Here is a 23,007-nt window from a genome sequence, read left to right on the forward strand (position 1 = left end):
TTCGGGATAAACCTTAAAAGTAGTATTTTTGCAGCATGGAAACAAATAGACAGAAAAAAATAGGTGGGGTAATCCAAAAAGATTTGGTTGATATCCTACAAGGTGAAGTGAGAAAAAACGGAGTTAGTAATTTAGTGATTTCGGTATCCAAGGTTGTTGTAACTTCAGATTTATCTGTGGCTACAGTGCATTTAAGCGTTTTTCCTCAAGATAAAGCCAAAGAGATTTTAGAGGCGGTTAAGTCAAATTCTAAAACTATAAAACACGATTTGTCGCAACGTGTGCGTATGCAATTGCGTAAAGTTCCTAATTTGGTTTTCTTTATAGATGACTCTTTAGACTATATTGAAAAAATAGACAATGCATTAGCAAACAGAGACAATCCAATAGAAAATAGGGATTTGTTAGACAAACGTAGATTTCAATAAAATTTGAATTTTCCACTTTACATAGCCAAACGCTACATTAGAAGTAATAGCAAAAATTCTGCTATAAATATTATCAATCGTATTGCCAGCATGGGAATTATTGTTGGTGCGATGGCTTTGTTTGTGGTTTTGTCTGTTTTTAGCGGATTAAAAGTTTTTAGTCTTTCGTTTACAAACGAAATTGATCCTGATTTGAAAATTAGCAGTACGCTAGGGAAATCATTTTTTGTTTCTAAAGATCAAGAAAGCGAGATCAAGAAAATAGCAGGAGTTGCTTGCTATTCTAAAATTATTGAAGAACGGGTTTTGTTTACCTTTAACGGAAAACAAGATGTTACTTATTTAAAAGGGGTTGATTCTACGTTTACCAAAGTAAATGCAATCGAGAAAAAGCTTTTTAACGGGCAATGGTTTAAACCAAATACCTATCAAGTTGTGGTTGGTTACGGAATTTCTCAAAAATTCTCAATGGGCTTACTCGATTTCAGTAATCAGCTTGAAGTTCTAGTTCCTAAACCTGGAAAAGGCGCTATAGAAAATCCAGAACAAGCTTTTAATAAAACAGATCTTATTCCAGTTGGTATTTATGCGATTAGCGAAGATTTAGATTCTAAATATGTGTTTGCCGATTTAGGTTTAGCACAAGAGTTATTGGAATATAAAACCAATCAAGTTTCTGGAATTGAAATTAAAGTAAAACCTGGAGCTGATGAAAATGCTATTATCCAAAAAGTAAAAGCCATTTTTAATAATACAATCACTGTAAAAAACAGAGCACAACTGAATGAATCACTTTATAAAATGTTAAATACCGAAAATATTGCGGTTTATTTGATCTTTACTTTGGTGATTGTAGTAGCACTATTTAACTTAATAGGTGCGTTGATTATGATGATTCTAGATAAAAAGGGAAACCTAAAAACCTTGTTTAATCTTGGAACAGAAATAAAAGATTTGCGCAAGATCTTTTTACTTCAAGGAACGCTACTAAGTCTTTTTGGTGGAATTATTGGACTTACTTTAGGAATTATAATTGTATTGTTGCAACAACAATTTCAGTTGATTATGATTACGCCTACATTGGCATATCCAGTAATTTTTTCTATAGAAAATGTTTTGATTGTGATGGGAACAATAGTAACGCTTGGCTTCATCGCTTCGTTGATTGCGAGTAGTCGAGTGAGTAAGAAGTTATTGGAATAGGATTTCAGATTGAAGATTAACGATTTTTGATTTCAGATTTTTGACACATAAAAAACCAATACATAGAGCATTGCAGATTTAAAAAAAACTACACCAATTTCACTAATTCTAATCAATTAATTCGATAAAATTAGCGAAACTCGTGTTTTAAATCATTTTAGTGCTTAATCTTAAATCGATTTACTATACCAATTCATAACCGTGATAAGCTTCTTCAATTTCATTTAAAGCAGCAAACAATTCTTCTGGTCGATCTAAGGTTACTAATTTTTGTTTGTGAGGTTTAAAAGAATGAATTCCTTTAAAATAATTAGTGTAATGCGGACGTGTTTCTACAATTCCTAGACGCTCTCCTTTCCATTCCATAGCCCAGGTAAGATGGTTGCGAACAGCCTCTACTCTATCAATAACGGTAGGTTTTGCTAAATGCTCGCCCGTTTTCATGAAATGTTTGATTTCATTGAAAATCCAAGGATAACCTATTGCAGCACGACCAATCATAATTCCGTCAACACCGTATTTGTTTTTATATTCCAATGCTTTTTCTGGGGAATCGATATCTCCGTTTCCAAAAATTGGCATCGTAATTCTAGGATTATTTTTTACTCTGGCAATATGCGACCAATCCGAATGGCCTTTATACATTTGCGCTCTTGTTCTGGCATGAATACTTAAAGCAGCAACACCGATATCTTGCAACCTTTCTGCAACTTCATCAATATTGATCGAACTATCGTCCCAACCCAATCGAGTTTTTACCGTAACTGGCAGATGCGTACTATCGATAACGGCTTTTGTGAGTCGAATCATCAAATCGACATCTTTTAAAACCCCGGCACCTGCGCCTTTGCAAACCACTTTTTTTACAGGACAACCATAATTAATGTCTATTAAATCAGGATTTACAGCAGAAACAATTTTAGACGACATGGCCATCGCTTCCTCATCTCCACCAAATATTTGAATGCCAACGGGACGTTCATAATCGAAAATATCTAACTTCATTCGGCTTTTGATCGCATCACGAATTAATCCTTCTGAGGAAATAAATTCCGAATACATCATATCAGCACCGTGCATTTTACACAATCTGCGATAAGGCGGATCGCTCACGTCTTCCATAGGTGCGAGTAGTAAAGGGAAATCAGTTAATTCTATGTTGCCAATCTTGACCATCTGCTTAATTTTTTTGCAAAATTACAACTTTCAACTCAAGTCTAGAAAATTTTCTTTTCGGTTAAATATTTCCAGTATCGCTTTGGGACGTGTTGTAAATGTAATTTTGTGTTTTTTCTTTCTTTTATATTGGTGTGATCAAAATATTCCCACCATAATTTTTGGTATTCAATTTCAGAATCGGAGAAAACGGAACTACTTTTATCATCAATCAGTTTGAGATCTAAATCTAAAGATACTATTTCAATATTTTTTAAATCGTAAAAAACGCCATATTTTCTGCGAAGGTCATATATAAGCCATTTTTGATCTTGATATCTATTTTTAAAATGATTCATTATCAAAGTTAATACATCAAAATCCGGATCAATTTTAGCAAAGTAAATTCCATCTTTCAATAATTCAAATCTGATAAAAGCTTCCATTCGATGCTTTTCTCTACCGACGCTTTTTGTTAATTGTGAAACCTGCAAAACAGCATAGTTAGAAAAATCTTTCATCACATTCTGATTTTTATTGGCCACAGCGTAATTAATCACTTTAAACAAAAGATCTTCCACACCCACTTTCTCTGACAAAAAAGCATAAATCAAAGTCCGAACTCCATCATTTTGCAACTGATCTGTAAGCTTTTTAATCACACGATCAGACTTTGTAACATCTGTTACAATTTCTATAGGAGTAGCGAAAATATTTTGCTGTGAATCGCCTTTTTTTATGATTTTCGGTTGTTGATATTTAAATTCGAAAATCTCAAAAACAGCAGTCAAAAAACCTTCAAAAGTACTATCGTAAGAAAGAATCGTCATTGAGTAATGATAATTGGTTGCTAAAAGGATTTTCGAATTTTGATTTGGTGTCAGACAAAATTATTTCTTTTAAATTCAAGGCATTTAAAAACTTAAGATGTGAATTTTCATTGCTAACTGAAATAAAATATCGGGCACGATTAACAGCCACGCCAATTCTTTTGAGATGTTCTAAAGTAAGATTTTGAAAACGCCTTGCTTGAACAATCTTATGCGCTGATTTTACTCCGATGCCAGGAACACGCAAAATCATTTCTAAAGATGCATTTTGAATAATTACTGGAAATTGAGTAATATTCCGCAAAGCCCAACTCATTTTTGGATCTACTTCTAAATCTAGGAATGGATTATTTTTGTCTAAAATCTCATTGGCTTTAAAACCATAAAAACGCATCAACCAATCCGCTTGATACAATCGATTTTCTCGAACCAATGGTACTTGAGATCCTATCGCAGGCAATCTCACATCATTAGAAATAGGCACATAACCGGAATAATACACCCGTTTCATGTTGTAATTTTTATAAAAATGATCGGCAACTTGGATAATTTGAAAATCATTTTCCTGAGTTGCACCAACAATCATTTGAGTGCTCTGACCTGCAGGAGCAAATTTTGGCGTGCTTTTAAATTTTTTCTTTTCTTCTTTATATTGAATCAATTCATTTTTGACAAAACCCATCGGTTTAATCATGTCTTGATGATTTTTATCTGGCGCTAAAAGTTTAAGTCCAGATTCTGTAGGGATTTCTAAATTCATACTCAATCTGTCAGCATACAATCCTGCTTCCCGCATCAACTCATCCGATGCGCCTGGAATACTTTTGAGATGAATGTATCCATTAAAATTATGTTCGAGACGTAATTTTTTAGCCACTCGAACAAGGCGTTCCATCGTATAATCGGCGTTTTTAAAAATTCCTGAACTCAAAAACAAACCTTCGATATAATTTCTTCGGTAAAAATTTATGGTTAAATCTACGACTTCTTCCACCGTAAATGCAGCCCGCTGAATGTCATTACTTTTGCGAGTAACACAATAAGCACAGTCATAAATACAGAAATTAGTGAGTAGTATTTTAAGTAATGAAACACAACGACCATCCTCAGTATAGGTATGGCAAATTCCCGTTGCGGATGAATCTCCCAGTCCTTTGTTTTTATTTTTACGATTTCCACCGCTAGAAGAACAGGACACATCATACTTAGCTGCATCTGCAAGAATCTCCAGTTTTTCTTTTACTTTTTCGTAATTCAATAGCAAGTATTTAAAGATTTAATACTGCAAAATTAAGTATAAAGTTTCGTGTAACTAGGTAACAATTAGTTAATTTAGAGCGTAGAAGTTGTTAAAATTGAATGCGAATTAAATAGGCAAAATTGTTAAAAACTTTACCTTATATTTGCACATTAAATGCAGTAGCATTTGGATTTTAAATTGACAGACACAGAAGATGAAGCATATTAGAAATTTTTGCATTATTGCACATATTGACCACGGTAAAAGCACACTTGCCGACCGTTTATTAGGAGCAACCCAAACCGTAACGGCTCGTGAGGAAAAAGCACAGCTTTTAGACAATATGGATTTAGAGCGTGAACGTGGGATTACGATTAAGAGTCATGCGATTCAGATGGAATACACGTATAAAGGAGAAGAATACATCTTAAACTTGATTGACACTCCTGGACACGTGGATTTTTCATATGAAGTTTCCCGTTCTATTGCCGCTTGTGAAGGCGCGCTTTTGATTGTGGATGCGGCACAAAGCATACAGGCACAAACGATTTCGAATTTATACTTAGCTTTAGAAAACGACTTAGAAATTATTCCCGTTTTAAATAAAGTAGATTTACCATCTGCGAATCCTGAAGAGGTTTCTGATGATATTATTGATTTACTAGGATGTGATCTGGAAGATATTATTCATGCTTCTGGGAAAACAGGTTTTGGTGTCGAAAATATTTTGGCAGCAATTATCGAAAAAATTCCACCACCAAAAGGAAACAAAGACGAACCATTACAAGCTTTGATTTTTGACTCTCACTACAATCCGTTTCGTGGAATTGAAGTTATTTTCCGCGTGAAAAATGGAGAAATAAAAAAAGGGCAAAAAATTAAATTCATGGCTACAGGCAATGAATATTTTGCGGATGAGATTGGTACTTTAAAATTGAATCAAGTTCCTAAACAAGTAATTTCAGCAGGTGATGTTGGTTATTTAATTTCTGGAATAAAAGAGGCAAAAGAAGTAAAAGTGGGAGACACTTTGACGGATGCAAAAACGCCAACAACTAATATAATTACTGGTTTTGAAGATGTAAAACCAATGGTTTTTGCTGGAATTTATCCTGTAGACACTGAAGATTACGAAGAGTTGAGAAACTCTATGGAAAAGCTACAATTGAACGATGCTTCATTGGTGTTTTTACCAGAAAGTTCTGCGGCATTAGGATTTGGTTTCCGTTGTGGATTTTTAGGAATGTTACACATGGAGATTATTCAAGAGCGTTTGGAGAGAGAGTTTAACATGACCGTTATTACTACAGTTCCCAACGTTTCGTATCATGCGTTTACTAAAAAAGATCCGGAAACAATTCTGATTGTAAATAACCCTTCTGACTTGCCTGAGCCTTCTCGTTTAGATCATGTTGAAGAACCTTTTATAAAAGCCACTATCATTACAAAAGCTGATTACGTAGGAAACGTGATGAGTTTGTGTATTGAAAAACGTGGTTTGATTACCAACCAAACGTATTTGACTACAGAACGTGTAGAGTTGACTTTTGATATGCCATTGGCAGAGATTGTATTTGACTTTTATGATCGTTTGAAAACCGTTTCTAAAGGATATGCCTCATTTGACTATACACCAATAGGAATGAGAACCTCTAATTTAGTAAAAGTAGATATCTTATTGAATGCAACAATCGTAGATGCTTTATCTTCCTTAATGCATGTTGACAATGCTTACTCGATTGGTAAAAAAATGTGTGAAAAGTTGCGAGAATTAATTCCGAGACAACAATTTGATATTCCTATTCAAGCTGCAATTGGAGTAAAAGTAATTTCTCGTGAAACGATCAAAGCCTTGCGTAAAGATGTAACTGCAAAATGTTACGGTGGAGATATCTCACGTAAACGTAAACTTTTGGAAAAACAGAAAAAAGGTAAAAAACGTATGAGATTAGTTGGTAATGTTGAGATTCCGCAAGAAGCGTTTATGGCGGTTTTGAAATTGAATGATTAAATCCCCCTAGCCCCCCGAAGGGGGAACTACAATATTGAGAAGCCTGATGATGTAAAAATTGTCAGGCTTTTTTGTTTGAAAAATTATATTTTTTTTTAAAATTATATTCTTTCCGAAAATTCAAAGCTTAAAATCTTATTCCTTTTTTTACTAACTTTGTTTTTATGGAAACTATCAAACTAAATATCGACCTCAATGTCAATCAATTGATTGACGCCGCAAAACAACTTTCTCCCAAAGACCGCTTAAAACTCAATGATGCCATTTGGAATCATGATATGGTTATTCCTATTGAACATCAAAAAATAGTTTTAGAACGAATGGCAAAAGCTAAAACTAATCCTGAACGCTTGTTGGATTGGGACGAAGTTTCTAAAGCGCTTTAATTGAGTTATATTTAAAAAATAGATAGTGATGCTTTCAAAAACATTCAAGAAACCTATGAATGGCATGAGGTATAATCAAAAGGTTTAGGACAACGCTATAAAACTCAGACCAAAAAACAAATTAATTCTTTAAAAAAAGACCCTTATTTATTTTCTATCAAATATGGCGAAATACGTTGTAGAAAAATCGAAAAATTCCCTTTCTTAATTCATTATTTGATAAACGAAAATACAAAAACCATAATTGTTTTTGCAGTTTTTCATACTTCGAGAAACCCTGAAATATGGAAAATAAATTTAAATAAATAACATTTTTGAAGATGTAAAAATCCTTACCATCATTGGCTACAAAACTTTGTACCTTTGCACCTCAAAACAATTTAAATATAGAATCAAGTTCGCTTTGTTCATCGCAATAACTATGATAGAAGATAAAAACCAACAACGTACTAGTATCGCTCAATTAGGAGAATTCGGACTAATAGATCATTTAACAAAAAACTTTAAAATTAACCAAGCTTCCACACTAAAAGGGATTGGTGATGATGCTGCCGTATTGGATTTTAAAGACAAAAAAGTAGTAGTTTCTACTGATTTATTAATTGAAGGGGTACATTTTGATTTGGCGTATATGCCATTAAAACATTTGGGATATAAAGCAGTTGTTGTAAATGTCTCTGACATTTGCGCTATGAATGCCAAAGCGACACAAATTACGGTTTCTGTAGCCGTTTCAAATCGTTTTCCTTTGGAAGCATTAGACGAATTATTTGCTGGAATTACACATGCAGCTACTGAATATAATATTGATGTAATTGGTGGCGACACCACCTCATCACAAAAAGGATTAATCATTAGCATTACAGCTATTGGCGAAGCAGATGAAGAGGAAATAGTATATAGAAATGGCGCGAAACAAACCGATTTATTGGTGGTCACTGGTGATATTGGAGCCGCTTATATGGGATTACAAGTTTTAGAACGAGAGAAACAAGTATTTCAAGTTAACCCAAATTCACAACCTGATTTAGATGCATACACGTACTTAATAGAACGACAATTAAGACCTGAAGCTCGCAAAGATGTTCGCACTTTGTTACATGCTTTAGAAATAAAACCCACCTCAATGATCGATATTTCAGATGGTTTATCATCAGAAATCATGCATTTATGCAAGCAGTCTAATGTTGGCTGTAATCTTTATGAAGATAAACTTCCTATAGACCCTCAGTTTATAAATGTATGTGAAGAATTTAATATTGATAGCACAACTGTGGCCATTAATGGCGGAGAAGACTATGAATTACTTTTCACAATTGCGATGGAGGATTTTGAAAAAATAAAAGGAAATCCAAACTTTACAATTATAGGACACATGACCCAAGAAAGTGAAGGAATTCATTTAGTAACGAGAGCCAATACTAAAATTGCTTTAAAAGCGAGAGGTTGGAACGCTTTAGCAGAATAATTCATGACAACTACCCTAAAAAAAACGACACCTTAAAAGTGTCGTTTTTGCTTTAAGGATCTAAAATAAAAGTCCTTTATTTTTAGCTTCACGTACTAAATCACCATCACTACCTTGCTCTACTGATAGTAATTTCTTTAAGTTTATTTTTCGTTGCTTTATTGCGGCTAAAGTTAGCGGTATGTACTGATTCATATCATTCAGTTTAGTTCCTTTGGACAAATGAAATAAAATTTGCTTGTCTAATGGATCAATTTCAATTGTATCTGCTTCAGCTTGACTTATCATTTTAAGAACCGATTCACTGTAATATTTTTTATTTTTTATAACTGTATCAAAAGCAAAAAGTAATTCATCAAAAGTTAAGTCATTTTTTATAACCAAACCATCAGGATTAATTGTCTTTATAATTGTCTTTATTTTTAGCAATTCACTAAACATGGTTAATAATATGATTTTGCAATTTGGCATGTATTCTAAAAGCAATTTAGCTAAATCTTCTCCAGAAAAAATGTTTTTTTCTTCATAAGAAGGCATACTAATATCCAAAAAAGCAATGTCAAAGTGATCAATACTCCCATCGGTGATTATATTGTATGCTTTCTCACAATCATTGGCTTGAGTGATTACAAATTCAAATTCTTCAGGCTTGTATCGAGTAATTGCATTTTTATACCCTTGTATAATAAAAGGATGATCATCAACAATCAATATATTACTTTGTTTCTTTTTTATTGTTGAATCCATTATCAAATGTTCTTAGTTAATTATTTTTTATTCAATAGGAATCGTAATAATTATAGTTGTTCCCTGTCCTTTATTCGATTTTATTTCTACTTGACCATTACATTCCTGAACTCTAAAAAGGATGTTTTGAATACCAATTCCTTTTTTAGCTGTTTTAAGATTAAAACCTATTCCATCATCGCTAATTTCAAGTTTAAGATTATTTTCTGCTTGAGAAAATGATACTTTTATGGTATTAGAATCTGCGTATTTATTACTGTTTTGAAGTGACTCTTGAATAATTCTATACAAACTGATTTTAACAGCATTATCAATAGATTCCCATCTAATAGTAGCATCTATAACTGAAATAAATTTTGACTTATAGGTCTTACGCTGTTCTTCAAATAACCTATCTAGTATAACAACGAAATTATTGATTAATTCTGATTTTTCTTTACTTAAATCATGAGAAATTTCACGAATATCTTGTTCGATATTTTTTAATTCTGACAAATAGGCTGTTCGTTGTTTTATTGCTATTTGATCCTGAAAGCCATTTAAACTGTCTAAATTCATTCGAACACCAAACATTCGCCCTAACACACCATCATGTAATTCGCGAGCAACTCTATTCTTCTCTTTGATCCTATTCTCTTCAATTGTACTTTGCTGTGATAACATTAAATTATAAATTTCTGCATTGGCTTTTTGTTGCTCTTGTTTGAACAACAATTCTCTATTTTTTGTCTTCTGCGTTTTAATGATTAAAATAAGAATTCCCAAAACGGCAAAAGCACTAAAAAAATAAACCATATTTCTATTCCTAATCATCAAATCAGAGTTCTCACTTTTTATCTGATCTGTTTCATATTCGATACGAGTAAATTTCTCTCCTATTTTTCTCTCTGAACTCTGCAAGCTATCATTAATACGAATGTATTGTTTAGCATAGAAAGCCGCTTTTTTCGGCTGTAATGTTGAAAGTCGCTTAAGGGCTAATAAAACACTTTTATAATTTTTGACTTCTTTTGCTAAAATAAGTGATTCCTCGGCATATTTTAAAGCTTTGATAGAATCATTTTTGAAAGCAAAATACTCTGATAATCTCATTTTGCTTACAAGAATTCCAGAAGTCAATTTTAAACTATCACGAAGTTGCAAAGACTGATAAAACTCTTCTGGCAAACCTGTAAAATCACCTGTTTTAAATTTCGAATAAGCTAAATTATCTATAAGCATAGCATACAGGGAGGCCTTATCTGTTTTTAAGTTTTTTTGTTCAAGCCCTTCAATAAAAAATCCAATAGCCTTTCTATGTTTATTCGTATTTTGATAAATATACCCGATATTGTTTAAGGAAGTAGCTTTGGATTGAAAAATTGAAGGCGTAGTATAATCAATAGCATTCAAAGCTTTCAAATTATATTCGATAGCTCTTTCATAGTTTCCTAATTCATTATGAATTAATCCTAATAAATTATATGAATCATATGTAATTACACTGTTTTTTTCATCTTTCACAGCACGTAAGGCATTAAAAACAGTTATCTCACTCCCCAAAAAATCACCAACATTAAACTGCAACAGCGCCTTATTCAACCTTGTTTTGGCTAAATCAAGCATGTTATTTCGATGCAAGTACATCTTCTCTGCTTTTGAATAATACATAAAAGCACTATCAGAGACTGATTTCTCTAGATAGAAATCTCCTAAATAAGTATATGCTTTTATTCTACTTATAGTATCTTGATTGGAAATAGTCTTTTCTAAAATGATGTCTACTGTTGCTTTAAAATCCCGCAATCTGTCCATATTATAATAGCGGTTTGCTACTTTAAATAGGTTAACCGTATTTAACGAATCACTAGGCTGATCAATAATAATAGAAAAAGCTTTTTGATTGAACTGCTTTCTTTTTTCTGGCGGTAAATTAAAATCATTTGCCAATGAAAGATAAGAGGAAAGACTATCTTCAGAAGAATCTATGGTTGCGCTAAATTTATTTTTTTGATTACAACTTAGAAAAATAAATAAAACAAGAAGCAATAATGGATAAATACTTTTCAATAGAATTTTTATATTTCTCCAAAAATAGCAAAACAATTGCTATAAAAAAAGGCTGTCAAATAATTGACAGCCTTAACTATATTGAAGATAAATAGTAATTAATCTACCTTTTTGTTTCCTCCTGCTGAACCAGCACCTACAATATCAAGTTTTTTATTCCCTCCTGCTGAACCAGCTCCTACAATATCCACTTTTTTATTCCCACCTGCTGAACCAGCTCCCACAATTTCTACATTTCCGTTATTATCTGTAAGTGATATTGTATTGGCTTGAGTTGAAGTAAAAGAAGTTAATACCATTACTAAAGAGAATAATCCGATTGTTAAGATTGATTTTTTCATAATTTGAGAGTTTGAATTTGTTATTTATCGTACCGTATAAAATCACGTTTTCGTTGATTTCTTTTGTAAAACTACATAGGATATTCCTAGATTTGCTTGCTACAAAAGCGGATATGGTAAAACACGTCCATCTGATAGTGAACGACCTTCAAATTATGACAATTGACTGCTTTTTAAACTTTTAAGTAATTTCCGGTAGAAAAATCAGAAATTATGAGATCAATATTAGACTTATAAGTTTTAGAAAATGGAAGTTTTACAGCACTATTTTTTATGTAACACAATGAATTCCCGCTGTGTATTCTGGAAATATAATTGCGATTTACAATATAACTATTATGAATTCTAATAAATGGGTGCGATAAAACTCCTTCAAAATGCTTTAATGTTTTAAAGGCGGTAATCATTTCACCATTGTATAAATAAATATCTGTAGAATTATTATCTGCTCTTAGATAGCAAATATCATCTGCTTCGATATAACGATAATCACCATAGGATTTAATACATAAAGTCAGAGATTTCATAGAAGAAAAACCTTGGTCTGGTGTCATAAACATTGGTTTTTCACTGCGTGATACTGCTAAACTAAGATTAACCTCCTCAGCAATAGCACTCTTATTTAGTTTTAAAATTAATTTTACAAAATCAATTTGTTGAACTGGTTTTAAAAAATAATCAAAAACACCATATTGTATTGCTTCAAAAGCCAATCTTTTTTTTCTAGTAGTAATGATAAATCTAGGAGGAGTTTTCAAATATCTATTTACTTCATTAATCATTAATAAAGACAGATTGCTAGTTGTATTAGTTGGGTCAATTTCTAAGAAAACCAATTCTGGCGTGTGTTCTAAAATGAGATTAAGACCCTCAGAATAATTATTGGCAGCAGCAAGAAATATAAGCTCTGAGAATCCATCAGCAATTTCTTTTGTTATTAAAGCGCTGACAGCGTTATCGTCATCAATAATAATATAGGAGTAATTCATCACTTCTTTTGGGTTGAATTTACGATCATCAATACAATTCAGACAGTTGAAACACACTACTTTTCTAGAAATAGTATACGTAAAAGTATTAATTATTAAGCAGAAAGATTTTTTTTAAAACCTAAATCAACTTTAGAATATTTGTTTTGATAACAACACCTAAAATGCATGCCAATTAAGACAATGATTTAAGCTGAATTTCGAAGCACTTATATTGTCTTATAAACAAGAAAGGCTTCCCTTTACGGAAAGCCTTTCTATTATAAAATAAGGTTTAATTACATTTTCATCAACCAATTTTTCATTGCAACTTCGTCTTCAATGATTGATTTCAAGTCAGAAATACTAACGCGATCTTGTTTCATCGTATCTCTATGACGAATCGTTACCGTTTGATCCTCGATCGTTTGATGGTCTACAGTAATACAAAAAGGTGTTCCTAAAGCATCTTGTCTTCTATAGCGTCTTCCTACAGCATCTTTTTCATCGTAAGCCACATTGAAATCCCATTTTAAATCTTCAATAATTTTATGAGCGATTTCTGGTAAACCGTCTTTTTTTACTAAAGGCAAAACGGCTGCTTTTGTAGGAGCCAAAACTGATGGAAGTTTCAATACTGTACGAGTTGAACCGTCTTCTAATGTTTCTTCTTTTAAAGAAGTCGCAAAAACAGCCAAGAACATTCTATCTAATCCTACTGAAGTTTCTACTACATAAGGAACATAATTCTGGTTCAATTCAGCATCAAAATACTGTAATTTTCTGCCTGAAAATTGCTCATGTGCTTTTAAATCAAAATCAGTACGAGAGTGAATACCTTCTAATTCTTTAAATCCAAATGGGAAATTAAATTCGATATCTGCTGCTGCATTTGCATAATGCGCTAATTTTTCATGATCGTGAAAACGGTAATTCTCTCTTCCTAAACCAAGAGACAAATGCCATTTTAAACGGGCTTCTTTCCAGAATTCGTAATGCTTCATTTCTTCACCTGGACGTACAAAAAATTGCATTTCCATTTGTTCAAACTCCCGCATACGGAAAATAAACTGCCTTGCAACAATTTCATTTCTAAACGCTTTTCCAGTTTGTGCAATACCAAAAGGAACTTTCATTCGTCCTGATTTTTGAACATTTAAGAAATTTACAAAAATACCTTGTGCCGTTTCTGGACGCAAATATAAATCCATTGCAGTATCAGATGATGCACCAAGTTTTGTACCGAACATCAAATTAAATTGTCTTACCTCAGTCCAGTTTCTTGATCCTGACTCTGGGCAAGCTATTTCAAGTTCTTCTATTAATGCTTTTACATCTTCTAGATCTTCATTACCAAGCGAACGTCCCATTCTTTCCAGAATTTCTCTTTCTCTCGATTTATATTCGATTACTCTTGCATTAGTAGAAATAAATTCAGCTTCATTAAAAGCTTCTCCAAAACGTATACGCGCTTTTTCGATTTCTTTGATTGCTTTTTGATTTAGCTTTTCGGCATAATCTTCAATCAAAACATCCGCTCTATAACGTCTTTTTGAATCTTTGTTATCTATCAATGGATCGTTGAACGCATCTACGTGACCAGAAGCTTTCCAAGTTGTAGGATGCATCAAAATTGAAGAGTCAAGCCCTACAATGTTGTCGTTCATTTGAACCATCGCTTTCCACCAGTATTCGCGTATGTTCTTTTTTAACTCCACTCCGTTTTGTGCATAATCATAGACTGCACTTAAACCATCGTAGATTTCGCTTGACGGAAAAATAAATCCGTACTCTTTTGCGTGCGAAACTACATTCTTAAATAAATCTTCTTGTTTTGCCATAGTACTGCAAAAATATAAAAAGTACACTACTAAAAAAAGGAATTAGTTGAAGTTTGAACCACTGATTTGTTTATTTTTACAATTAAATCTCTGATTATATGTTTAAAAGCATCATTAATCTCTTTTTTCCAAAAGTGTGTTCGGGTTGTAACGCTATTTTGATCAGCAATGAAATTGTAATTTGCACGAGTTGCAGACACAATCTTCCTTTGACAAACCACCATTTGAATCCCGAAAACGATGCTTTCAAGAAGTTTTATGGCAGGATTCCAGTTATTTATACTTCTACACTGTTTTATTTTCATAAAAAAGGGATCGTACAACAACTCATTCATAATTTAAAATACAAAGGACATGAGGAAATAGGAACTATTCTTGGCGAATGGTACGCTGAAGATTTAAAAGACATAAAATCCTTAGCAACAGTAGATGTTATTATTCCGGTTCCTTTGCATCGAAAAAAACTAAAAGAAAGAGGTTACAATCAAGTAACTACTTTTGGAAAAGCACTCTCTTTTAGTTTAAACCGAAATTATGAGGAACATATATTATTTAGAAATACGTATTCTAAAACACAATCTAAGAAAACACTTTTAGGCAGAACAGAGGGAATAGAAACTGTTTTTGATGTCTCATTTTCAGAAAAAGATCACAACAAACACTTCCTATTGATTGATGATGTATTAACCACAGGCTCTACCCTCGAGGCCTGTTCTAGAGCCTTACTAAAAATTCCGGGTGCTAAAATTAGTATTGTTTGTATGGCAATGGCTCATTCCTAGTTTTAATTATTTACTGATTTATATAAGTGTTAAAATAGCCACATTCGGCTATCACATCTTGATAATATTTGGTGTTAGAATAGTTGTTTTTTAAATTTTGAAATCCATTCCAAGCTAAAAAATTAATTCCATCGTCTTTGATATCCCACCAATTATTAGCTGTGTAATATTTTTTATTATAAAATTCGTTGCGCTCACATTTGGCTAATAAGTAAAAACATTTAGCTTTTTGCTCGTCATTTTTAGCAGCTTGTAATGCTTTTTGATAATACATTTTTGCCAGCGAGCAATCTGTAATTATTTGTTTTATTTTATCTTTAAATTCATAAGGACTCGAACCGTAACCTAGAATACTACCTTCGTAAAATATTCTAGCGTTACCAAAATGAGTAATATTATAAAAGGCGTTCCCTAATAATAAGGCGTTTTCATACACCTCTTCTTTCTTCTCTATTTTGTCCTGCATAAGTTGCATTGCGGTAAGAAACTCTATTTGATTGTATTTCTTTTTTTGACGCTCTACATGTTCACAATCGTGACAATCCCTAATTTTTCCGTTGAAAGGATTGCCATAAAAAACTAAATATTGCAAGTCTCTTGCTTCCTTCATAAAACCAATTGCTTCGGGAATTTTATTTTTAAAAGTGGCCGTAACTGCCTGGTATTTATTAATTTTAGATAAATTTAAATCGTAAATTTTCTCTGCTATAGTTTCAATGGCAATCTTATTTCCTTTAGACAAAAAGGACTTCATTTCCTCAATATTTTTTTCATTATCATAAAAATCGGCTTCTTTAGAAAACAACTCTGACATAACTTTGTTTTTCTGCGCTTTATACAAAGCAGCAATATAACTCTTACTCCAAGCAGTTGCATTTTCGTAACGAAAATTCTCTAAATTCAGTTTAGGCAATTCAAAATACAACCAATTCAAATCGGAAATAATTATTTTTTCTGAGGCTGCATTAATCTTATCCATTTTACTCAAATTATTCACGAATCGAAGCAATCTTAATTGGCTCACAGCCAAAGGAGTTTTAGGCATTTTAGCTTCTGCAGCACCAAATTTTTTATCTGCTTGAGCAAAATTGCCATTCAAGGTTTCTAAATATCCTGCAGCAATATTCCATAAATAAGGTTTTAAAGTGGCATCGGTAGCAGCAATAGTTGTCACTAAATTCAGTGCTGTTTTATTGATACTATCTTTAACAATTTGCTTGTTTTGAGAAACTGTTCTGTCTTTGAATGACTTGTCAATTTTGTTTTCTTGATTGTTTATCAATCGAGTCAATAAATACTCAAGATGTTCACTTTTGGGATTTAAATCAACTATATTTTGAATGGCTTTTATTTCGTCTCCATAATATCCTTGTACCGACCATAGCGCCACTTTTTCGTCATTATTCTTAGCCATTGCTAAAGATTGATTCCAATCCTTTTGATCATAAGGATGAAAACTATACGCAGCAACTACTCGTAATCGTGGACATTTATCAAAAACTTGGGCATATTGATAATTCGATTTGGCGTAATTATGATTTCTATATTCTAATCCTGCCAAATAAGAAAGTGCTCTATAATACAGCGTGTTTTTAGGAACGGTGCTTTCTGTTTTCTGAAAAAAAGAATCAGTAATTTGCTTATTGTTACTATAAAAATTTGCTTTAATTGTTAGCAACCAATACCTATTTTTTAAAAAGGGATCTTTAGTTTCATTGTACAAACGCTCAATATTCTTCACACGTCTTGCGTCATTATAAAACACTACTTTTTGAGGTTCATAACTCCAATAATCCTTATTTATAGATACGGTTTCTATAGCCTGAGCATTGTAGAGAAACTCCATAAAATGATAAATCTTTTTATCTTTTAAATTGATCATTTTAGACCATTTTGTGACGCTGGAATTCGATTTTTTTGTGCTTAAAAACGAATAAATATTGGCTACAGTTGTTACGCTCGAATCTACCAAAAAGAATTTAACTTCTTTTTCGGATAGACTTCCTTTTAGATAAGCGCTCCAATCACTAACGATGTCATCGTTAAATCTGGTGTTGTGTTCTTGATCGAAACCAATACCGTAAAACACATCAGAGGATAAAAAAAGTGGTGAATAGGATTTATCTACAAATGTCTCTGGAGTAAAATTAGAATCAAAAGCCCAACCCCAATCTCCATTGTCACTGCAGGCATAAATAATCGAATATACAAATAAGCCAATCGCACTAAAAACGAGTAATAACTTGCTGGAAGATATCTTTTTCATAATTTTTTATATTAATTTCATCTAAATCGTAAAATATAATTTCTTTAGGTATTTGTTTTAGATTAGAATTTAAATCCTTTGCCATTTCTAACAAATTTTCCTGAGAAATTGACTCTAATTTTAGCACATCATTCTCTTTGTAAAATGTACCTTTTTTATAATTAGACTGTTTTACAGTAAAATAGTTTTTATTTTTAAAATCAAAATTTGGATCCTTTTTAAAGTTCGAAACCTCAATTTTATTTCGCAATCCAATGACACGATGATCGCGAATATGCACTGCCCAAGAATAAATTGGTAGAGCAACATCTATTTCTAAAGGATACTTTTTTAAACTTTCAAGATACTTATTCGCGATACTTCTATCATAAATAGAATTTAAAGAATCTGGTGCAATCACTCCCATGTTATAGTACATTAAAACTCCTTTATCTACATTAGGAATTTTAGTTTTTGCAAAATATTTTATTTGATGCAAACGAATTGTTGCTGAAAGCGTTTTACCAGAAATAGCCTTAAAATGCTCTATAAAACTTAAATAAGTATCTCGGCTTTTCAGCGTCCAATCACAATCGATTTGAATTTCTTGAATCTTAATTTTATTTTTAATATTTATCTGATTAACAAAGTCATATGTTTTTTGAGCTAAAACTTTAACGTCAAGTTTATCATTAAGCATCACTTTATTTTTAATGTAAAGAACTGGTACGATCTCAAAACCGTTTGTTACTGTTTCAAAGCGAACAGCCGTAACAGGAAAAGGCTGTCGTTTATTATCTAAATCGATGTCAAAATAACGAACATATATTTTTTTTACATGATTATCACTTAAGCATTGCTTTTCTATTTTAGACAATTTGAAAATCGTTTTCCAATAATAAAAAGCAGCCGATGGCACCTCTCTTTTGGTACAAGAAATTAATAAAGACAAAAAAGTTAATATGATTAAATATTTCTTCAAAAAAATTATAGGGTTATTTTAGCTACAAAAATAGTGATTTAAATTGCTTTAATGAATCCAGAAATAGAATGATTTTTATCCTAAATATAAACGAATAAAAATGCTGTTAAAAATTAAAAACGGACTGATTATCAATTATTATCCTGATAAAACGAAGCAACTATCAATTAATTTAATGAAATTATAACAAAATAGAATTTCCGATTCCAAACTTAAATGTCTAAATTTGAATAAAATAATACTTTACATTAATTTAAACAATCATATTATGGCTTTTGAATTACCACAATTACCTTATGCTTACGATGCATTAGAACCAAATATTGATGCTCGCACAATGGAAATCCACCATACGAAACATCATAATGCTTATACCACTAATTTGAATGCTGCTATTGCAGGAACAGATATGGAAGGCAAAACTATAGAAAACATCTTGATTAATCTTGACATGAAAAACATGGCTGTTCGTAACAACGGTGGTGGTTTTTATAATCATAATTTATTCTGGACAGTTATGGCTCCAAACGGTGGCGGATTACCAACTGGTGATTTATTAGCTGCAATCGAAGCTGCTTTTGGAACTTTCGAAGAATTCAAAGCTAGTTTTAGTAAAGCTGGAGCTACTCAATTTGGTTCTGGATGGGCTTGGCTTTGTGTTCACAAAGGTGGAAAAGTTGAAGTTTGCGGAACTCCAAATCAAGACAATCCATTAATGCCTGGAATTGGTTGTGGCGGAACTCCAATTTTAGCAATGGATGTTTGGGAACATGCTTACTACTTGAATTATCAAAACAGAAGACCCGATTATATCGAAGCATTTTTCAATGTAATTAACTGGACTGAAGTAGCAAAAAGATTTGCTTTAGAAAAATAATTAAGACAAAAGCTTCGTTTTAGATATAAAACTATAGCTACTTTAACATAAAAAAGTCGAATGAACAGATTAGTTCATTCGACTTTTTTTATACCTTAAATTTTACTTGAGTTTATTGCATAAAAAAGGTGGAATTACTTCCACCTTTTTTGCCCCAAATCTACCATAAACTTAACCTACTAATATTATGGTGACCTAAATTTATAGCAGTTCTTGTTTGTTACCAAATATATCAGACAAACAACTTGTATATCCGATTAAAAACAATTAGCGCTAATTTTTAGTAAGCTCGTGCGTCTTTTCCTTCATAAAAATTCATAAAAGCTCGGTTTACAACTCTGTTTCCTCCAGGAGTTGGATAATCGCCTGTAAAATACCAGTCTCCTAAATTCTTAGGACAAGCTATGTGTAAATCTTCAACTGTTTGAAAAATAATTTTAACCTCCGCTTTTATCTCAGGAGAACTAAGCATTTCAGCAATTTTATCTGATACTTCTTGTGGCTCAAATGGAGCATATATAGCTGTAACATAATTTATGACTTCAGTATCTGCAAAATTCTCTTGCGCTTTACATTTAGCATAAACCTCATCAACTATATGGTATAAGTTTCTCTCTTTTAAAAGCGCTAATGCAGCTCTAAAAGCGACCAATCCTTCCATCTTTGCCATGTCAATTCCGTAACAGTCTGGATAACGAATTTGTGGAGCCGATGAAACAACTATTATACGCTTTGGATTAAGACGATCCATCATCTTTATGATACTCATTTTTAACGTAGTTCCACGAACAATACTATCATCGATGATCACTAAATTATCAGTCGGTTTTATCACACCATAAGTAACATCATATACGTGTGCTACTAAGTCATCTCGACTGCTATCCTCTGTAATAAAAGTTCTCAATTTAGCATCTTTAATAGCGACTTTTTCAGTACGAATTTTTACCGCTAATAATTCCTGCAAAGATTCTTTAGTTAATGTATTTCTATTTTTAAGAATATAGTTGTTCTTTCTTTGATTTAAAAAATCCTGTGCTGCCTCTACTAATCCGTAAAATGAAGTTTCGGCAGTATTGGGAATGTAAGAGAAAACTGTATTGTCAGTATCTTGATCTATTGCTTTTAAAACTGCTGGAAGAATAAGTCTTCCTAATGTTTTTCTTTCTTGATAAATTTCTGCATCACTTCCTCTAGAGAAATAAATACGCTCAAAAGAACACGATTTTCTAACGGTTGGTGTTAGAATTTCTTCCATAGTAATGGTTCCGTTCTTCTTAATTATCAATGCACTTCCTGGCTCAATTTCTTGCACTTTGTCAAAAGGAACATTAAATGCGGTTTGGATTACAGGCCTTTCTGAAGCGACAACTACGATTTCATCATCTTGATAAAAATAAGCAGGACGAATCCCAGCAGGATCTCTAAAAACAAAAGCATCACCATGTCCCAAAAGTCCAGCCATAGCATAACCACCATCTAAATTTTTAGAAGCACGTCTTAAAATTTTCCCTACATCCAATCGTTCCGCAATAACAGGCGAAGCTTCTCTTTTATTTAACCCTTCATTTTTACACTCTTGGTATAAATCTGTAACTTCGTCGTCTAGAAAATGACCGATTTTTTCCATTACAGTTACGGTATCTGCCATTTCTTTTGGATGCTGACCCAATTCGATTAAGCTTTGAAAAAGTTCTTGGACATTGGTCATATTAAAATTTCCTGCCAAAATCAGATTGCGATGCATCCAGTTATTCTGACGTAAAAAGGGATGAACACTTTCGATACTGTTTTTACCAAAAGTTCCGTAACGAACATGTCCTAAAAACAATTCTCCTAAATACGGGATCTTTTGTTTTTGAAGCGCTACATCGTCAGCATATTCTGGATGAGCGGTTAATTCTTCGTTTATTCTATCATTAATTTGCGTAAATACATCTTGAATAGGTTGCGAATCATTAGATCTAACACGACTAATATAACGTTCCCCAGGTTCTACGTCTAATTTTATACTTGCAAAACCAGCACCATCTTGTCCTCGATTGTGTTGCTTTTCCATAAGAAGATACATTTTTTGGATTCCGTAAAATGCAGTTCCGTATTTCTCTTTGTAAAATTCAAGCGGTTTGAGTAGTCTTACTAGGGCTATACCACATTCGTGTTTTAAAGCGTCGCTCATTGTTTGTGTTTTGTAATTGTTGTGTTATTCTAAAAATAAATTTGTAATAATTAGCATTGATCACTCTTGCTAAAAAGGGCGCAGTTAGTTGCTTTTTTATTAAACGAAAAAACCTCGTTTCCGAGGCTTTTCTATATTATAATTCTATATCAAATTGTGTCAATGATTTGAACTGTTGCAATCTTGACAAAACATCACTCTTTTGAAGAGTAACCATTTTTTCAGTTCCAAATTTCTCTACGCAAAAGGAAGCCAAATTAGAACCTTGAATAATTGCATTTTTCATATTGTCGAATGAAATATTTTCACTCTGTGTAATATAACCCGCAAATCCTCCTGCAAAAGTATCTCCTGCTCCAGTTGGATCAAAGACCTCTTCTAATGGTAAAGCAGGCGCGAAGAAAACTTCTTTATTGTGAAACAATAATGCTCCGTGTTCTCCTTTTTTGATCACCACGTACTTAGGTCCCATAGTGTGTATTTTAGCTGCAGCCTTAACTAAAGAATATTCTCCAGAAAGCTGACGCGCCTCTTCATCATTGATTGTAATTACATCAACACGTTTTATTACCTCTAATAATTCTGGCAAAGCACAATCCATCCAGAAATTCATAGTGTCTAATACTACTAGTTTTGGCTGAGTTTCCATCTGATCCAGAACACTGCTTTGAACTAACGGATGTAAGTTTCCTAACATCACAATATCTGAATTTTTATAATCCTGAGGTACTTTTGGCTGAAAATCTGCTAAAACGTTTAATTGTGTATCTAAAGTATCTCTTGAATTTAAATCGTTATGATAACGACCACTCCAGAAGAAAGTTTTTCCTCCTTTTACTACTTCTAGACCAGAAATATCAATATTTTTTGAAGTTAATAAGTCTAGATATTCTTGTGGAAAATCGTCTCCAACTACAGAAACTATAGCCGATTGCAGATTAAAAAAAGAGGCAGATAGTCCTATATAAGTTGCCGCACCACCTAAAATTTTATCCGTTTTTCCAAAAGGAGTTTCAATTGCGTCGAAAGCTACAGTTCCAACAATCAATAATTTATTCATTATATACGTTTCGAATTAAGGCGCAAAGATAGTTTATAAGTAATAAAATTGCAAAGGTTTATATTCTCAAAATTATCATAAAAAAATAAACCTAATATAAGAATCAACACTACTGAAAATGAACATATTGATATGATTTAATTCATATGCTCAAAATATATTTAATTGATTTAAAAAACAAGTTTTTTTTATAAAATTACACTTAAAAAATTTTA

General features: G+C 32.3%; 19 protein-coding genes and 1 pseudogene. 8 read left to right on the plus strand and 12 right to left on the minus strand.

Annotated elements, in window-relative coordinates:
- Window positions 1-35: 35 nt before the first annotated feature.
- Entirely contained in the window at window positions 36-428 is a 393-nt protein-coding gene (rbfA, locus tag J3S90_RS03905) for a 30S ribosome-binding factor RbfA (RefSeq protein WP_188049063.1), read from the plus strand.
- A 3-nt stretch (window positions 429-431) separates the two neighbouring features.
- Entirely contained in the window at window positions 432-1,631 is a 1,200-nt protein-coding gene (locus tag J3S90_RS03910) for an ABC transporter permease (protein WP_210644871.1), read from the plus strand.
- Between the two features lie 183 nt (window positions 1,632-1,814).
- Here J3S90_RS03910 and dusB read toward each other — a convergent pair whose 3' ends face one another.
- From dusB to J3S90_RS03925, 3 genes are read right to left on the minus strand one after another with little or no spacing between them, the layout of a single operon-like run.
- Entirely contained in the window at window positions 1,815-2,807 is a 993-nt protein-coding gene (gene dusB, locus J3S90_RS03915) for a tRNA dihydrouridine synthase DusB (protein ID WP_210644873.1), read from the minus strand.
- Between the two features lie 41 nt (window positions 2,808-2,848).
- The gene (locus J3S90_RS03920) at window positions 2,849-3,616 is read right to left on the minus strand and encodes a TIGR03915 family putative DNA repair protein (protein WP_210644874.1); all 768 of its coding nucleotides are present in this window, start codon (window positions 3,614-3,616) and stop codon (window positions 2,849-2,851) included.
- Window positions 3,594-4,874, minus strand: coding sequence for a putative DNA modification/repair radical SAM protein (locus tag J3S90_RS03925; protein ID WP_210644876.1), 1,281 nt, complete (start codon window positions 4,872-4,874; stop codon window positions 3,594-3,596). Before J3S90_RS03925 ends, J3S90_RS03920 begins: the two co-directional genes overlap by 23 nt.
- 196 nt (window positions 4,875-5,070) lie before the next feature.
- Between J3S90_RS03925 and lepA the strand changes: the two genes are divergently transcribed.
- The 4 genes and pseudogenes from lepA to thiL all read left to right on the plus strand — a co-directional run bounded on the left by lepA (window position 5,071) and on the right by thiL (window position 8,721).
- Entirely contained in the window at window positions 5,071-6,867 is a 1,797-nt protein-coding gene (gene lepA / locus J3S90_RS03930; protein ID WP_188049068.1) for a translation elongation factor 4, read from the plus strand.
- Window positions 6,868-7,031: 164 nt separating this feature from the next.
- Window positions 7,032-7,253 carry an addiction module protein gene (locus J3S90_RS03935; protein WP_210644878.1) on the plus strand — a complete coding sequence of 74 codons (222 nt, stop codon included), beginning with the start codon at window positions 7,032-7,034 and terminating at the stop codon, window positions 7,251-7,253.
- 99 nt (window positions 7,254-7,352) lie between these two features.
- Window positions 7,353-7,562, plus strand: a pseudogene (locus tag J3S90_RS16180) (type II toxin-antitoxin system RelE/ParE family toxin); the annotation flags it as partial.
- Window positions 7,563-7,674: 112 nt separating this feature from the next.
- On the plus strand, window positions 7,675-8,721 hold the full coding sequence (gene thiL / locus J3S90_RS03945; RefSeq protein ID WP_188049071.1) for a thiamine-phosphate kinase: 1,047 nt from the start codon (window positions 7,675-7,677) through the stop codon (window positions 8,719-8,721).
- Between the two features lie 60 nt (window positions 8,722-8,781).
- Here the strand turns inward: thiL and J3S90_RS03950 are convergent, their stop codons facing one another.
- From J3S90_RS03950 to J3S90_RS03970, 5 genes are all read right to left on the minus strand, one after another.
- A complete protein-coding gene (locus tag J3S90_RS03950; RefSeq protein WP_210644880.1) occupies window positions 8,782-9,468 on the minus strand; it encodes a response regulator in 687 nt (228 codons plus the stop codon).
- 27 nt (window positions 9,469-9,495) lie between these two features.
- Window positions 9,496-11,517, minus strand: a complete 2,022-nt coding sequence (locus J3S90_RS03955; protein WP_236023876.1) for an ATP-binding protein — start codon at window positions 11,515-11,517, stop codon at window positions 9,496-9,498.
- 98 nt (window positions 11,518-11,615) lie between these two features.
- A complete protein-coding gene (locus J3S90_RS03960; RefSeq protein WP_210644882.1) occupies window positions 11,616-11,858 on the minus strand; it encodes a 3-oxoacyl-ACP reductase in 243 nt (80 codons plus the stop codon).
- A gap of 173 nt (window positions 11,859-12,031) precedes the next feature.
- Entirely contained in the window at window positions 12,032-12,847 is an 816-nt protein-coding gene (locus tag J3S90_RS03965; RefSeq protein WP_210644884.1) for a LytR/AlgR family response regulator transcription factor, read from the minus strand.
- Window positions 12,848-13,125: 278 nt separating this feature from the next.
- Window positions 13,126-14,667, minus strand: coding sequence for a glycine--tRNA ligase (locus J3S90_RS03970; RefSeq protein WP_210644886.1), 1,542 nt, complete (start codon window positions 14,665-14,667; stop codon window positions 13,126-13,128).
- A gap of 98 nt (window positions 14,668-14,765) precedes the next feature.
- Here J3S90_RS03970 and J3S90_RS03975 point away from each other — a divergent pair, with 98 nt between their 5' ends.
- Window positions 14,766-15,449, plus strand: coding sequence for a ComF family protein (locus J3S90_RS03975; protein WP_210644889.1), 684 nt, complete (start codon window positions 14,766-14,768; stop codon window positions 15,447-15,449).
- Between the two features lie 10 nt (window positions 15,450-15,459).
- On the opposite strand, the gene J3S90_RS03980 is transcribed toward J3S90_RS03975, so the two are convergent.
- A complete protein-coding gene (locus J3S90_RS03980) occupies window positions 15,460-17,715 on the minus strand; it encodes a hypothetical protein (RefSeq protein WP_210644891.1) in 2,256 nt (751 codons plus the stop codon).
- Window positions 17,675-18,646, minus strand: a complete 972-nt coding sequence (locus tag J3S90_RS03985) for a hypothetical protein (protein WP_236023877.1) — start codon at window positions 18,644-18,646, stop codon at window positions 17,675-17,677. Before J3S90_RS03985 ends, J3S90_RS03980 begins: the two co-directional genes overlap by 41 nt.
- Window positions 18,647-18,944: 298 nt before the next feature.
- On the opposite strand from J3S90_RS03985, the gene J3S90_RS03990 reads away from it, so the two are divergent.
- The gene (locus tag J3S90_RS03990) at window positions 18,945-19,553 is read left to right on the plus strand and encodes a superoxide dismutase (RefSeq protein ID WP_210645509.1); all 609 of its coding nucleotides are present in this window, start codon (window positions 18,945-18,947) and stop codon (window positions 19,551-19,553) included.
- Between the two features lie 280 nt (window positions 19,554-19,833).
- Here J3S90_RS03990 and J3S90_RS03995 read toward each other — a convergent pair whose 3' ends face one another.
- Together J3S90_RS03995 and J3S90_RS04000 are read right to left on the minus strand one after the other, a co-directional pair.
- Window positions 19,834-21,732, minus strand: a complete 1,899-nt coding sequence (locus J3S90_RS03995; protein WP_210644895.1) for an amidophosphoribosyltransferase — start codon at window positions 21,730-21,732, stop codon at window positions 19,834-19,836.
- A 136-nt stretch (window positions 21,733-21,868) separates the two neighbouring features.
- Window positions 21,869-22,792, minus strand: coding sequence for a PfkB family carbohydrate kinase (locus tag J3S90_RS04000; protein WP_188049080.1), 924 nt, complete (start codon window positions 22,790-22,792; stop codon window positions 21,869-21,871).
- Window positions 22,793-23,007: the final 215 nt, after the last annotated feature.

This window comes from Flavobacterium flabelliforme (assembly GCF_017948675.1).
In the GTDB taxonomy this organism is placed as follows: Bacteria; Bacteroidota; Bacteroidia; order Flavobacteriales; family Flavobacteriaceae; genus Flavobacterium; species Flavobacterium pygoscelis.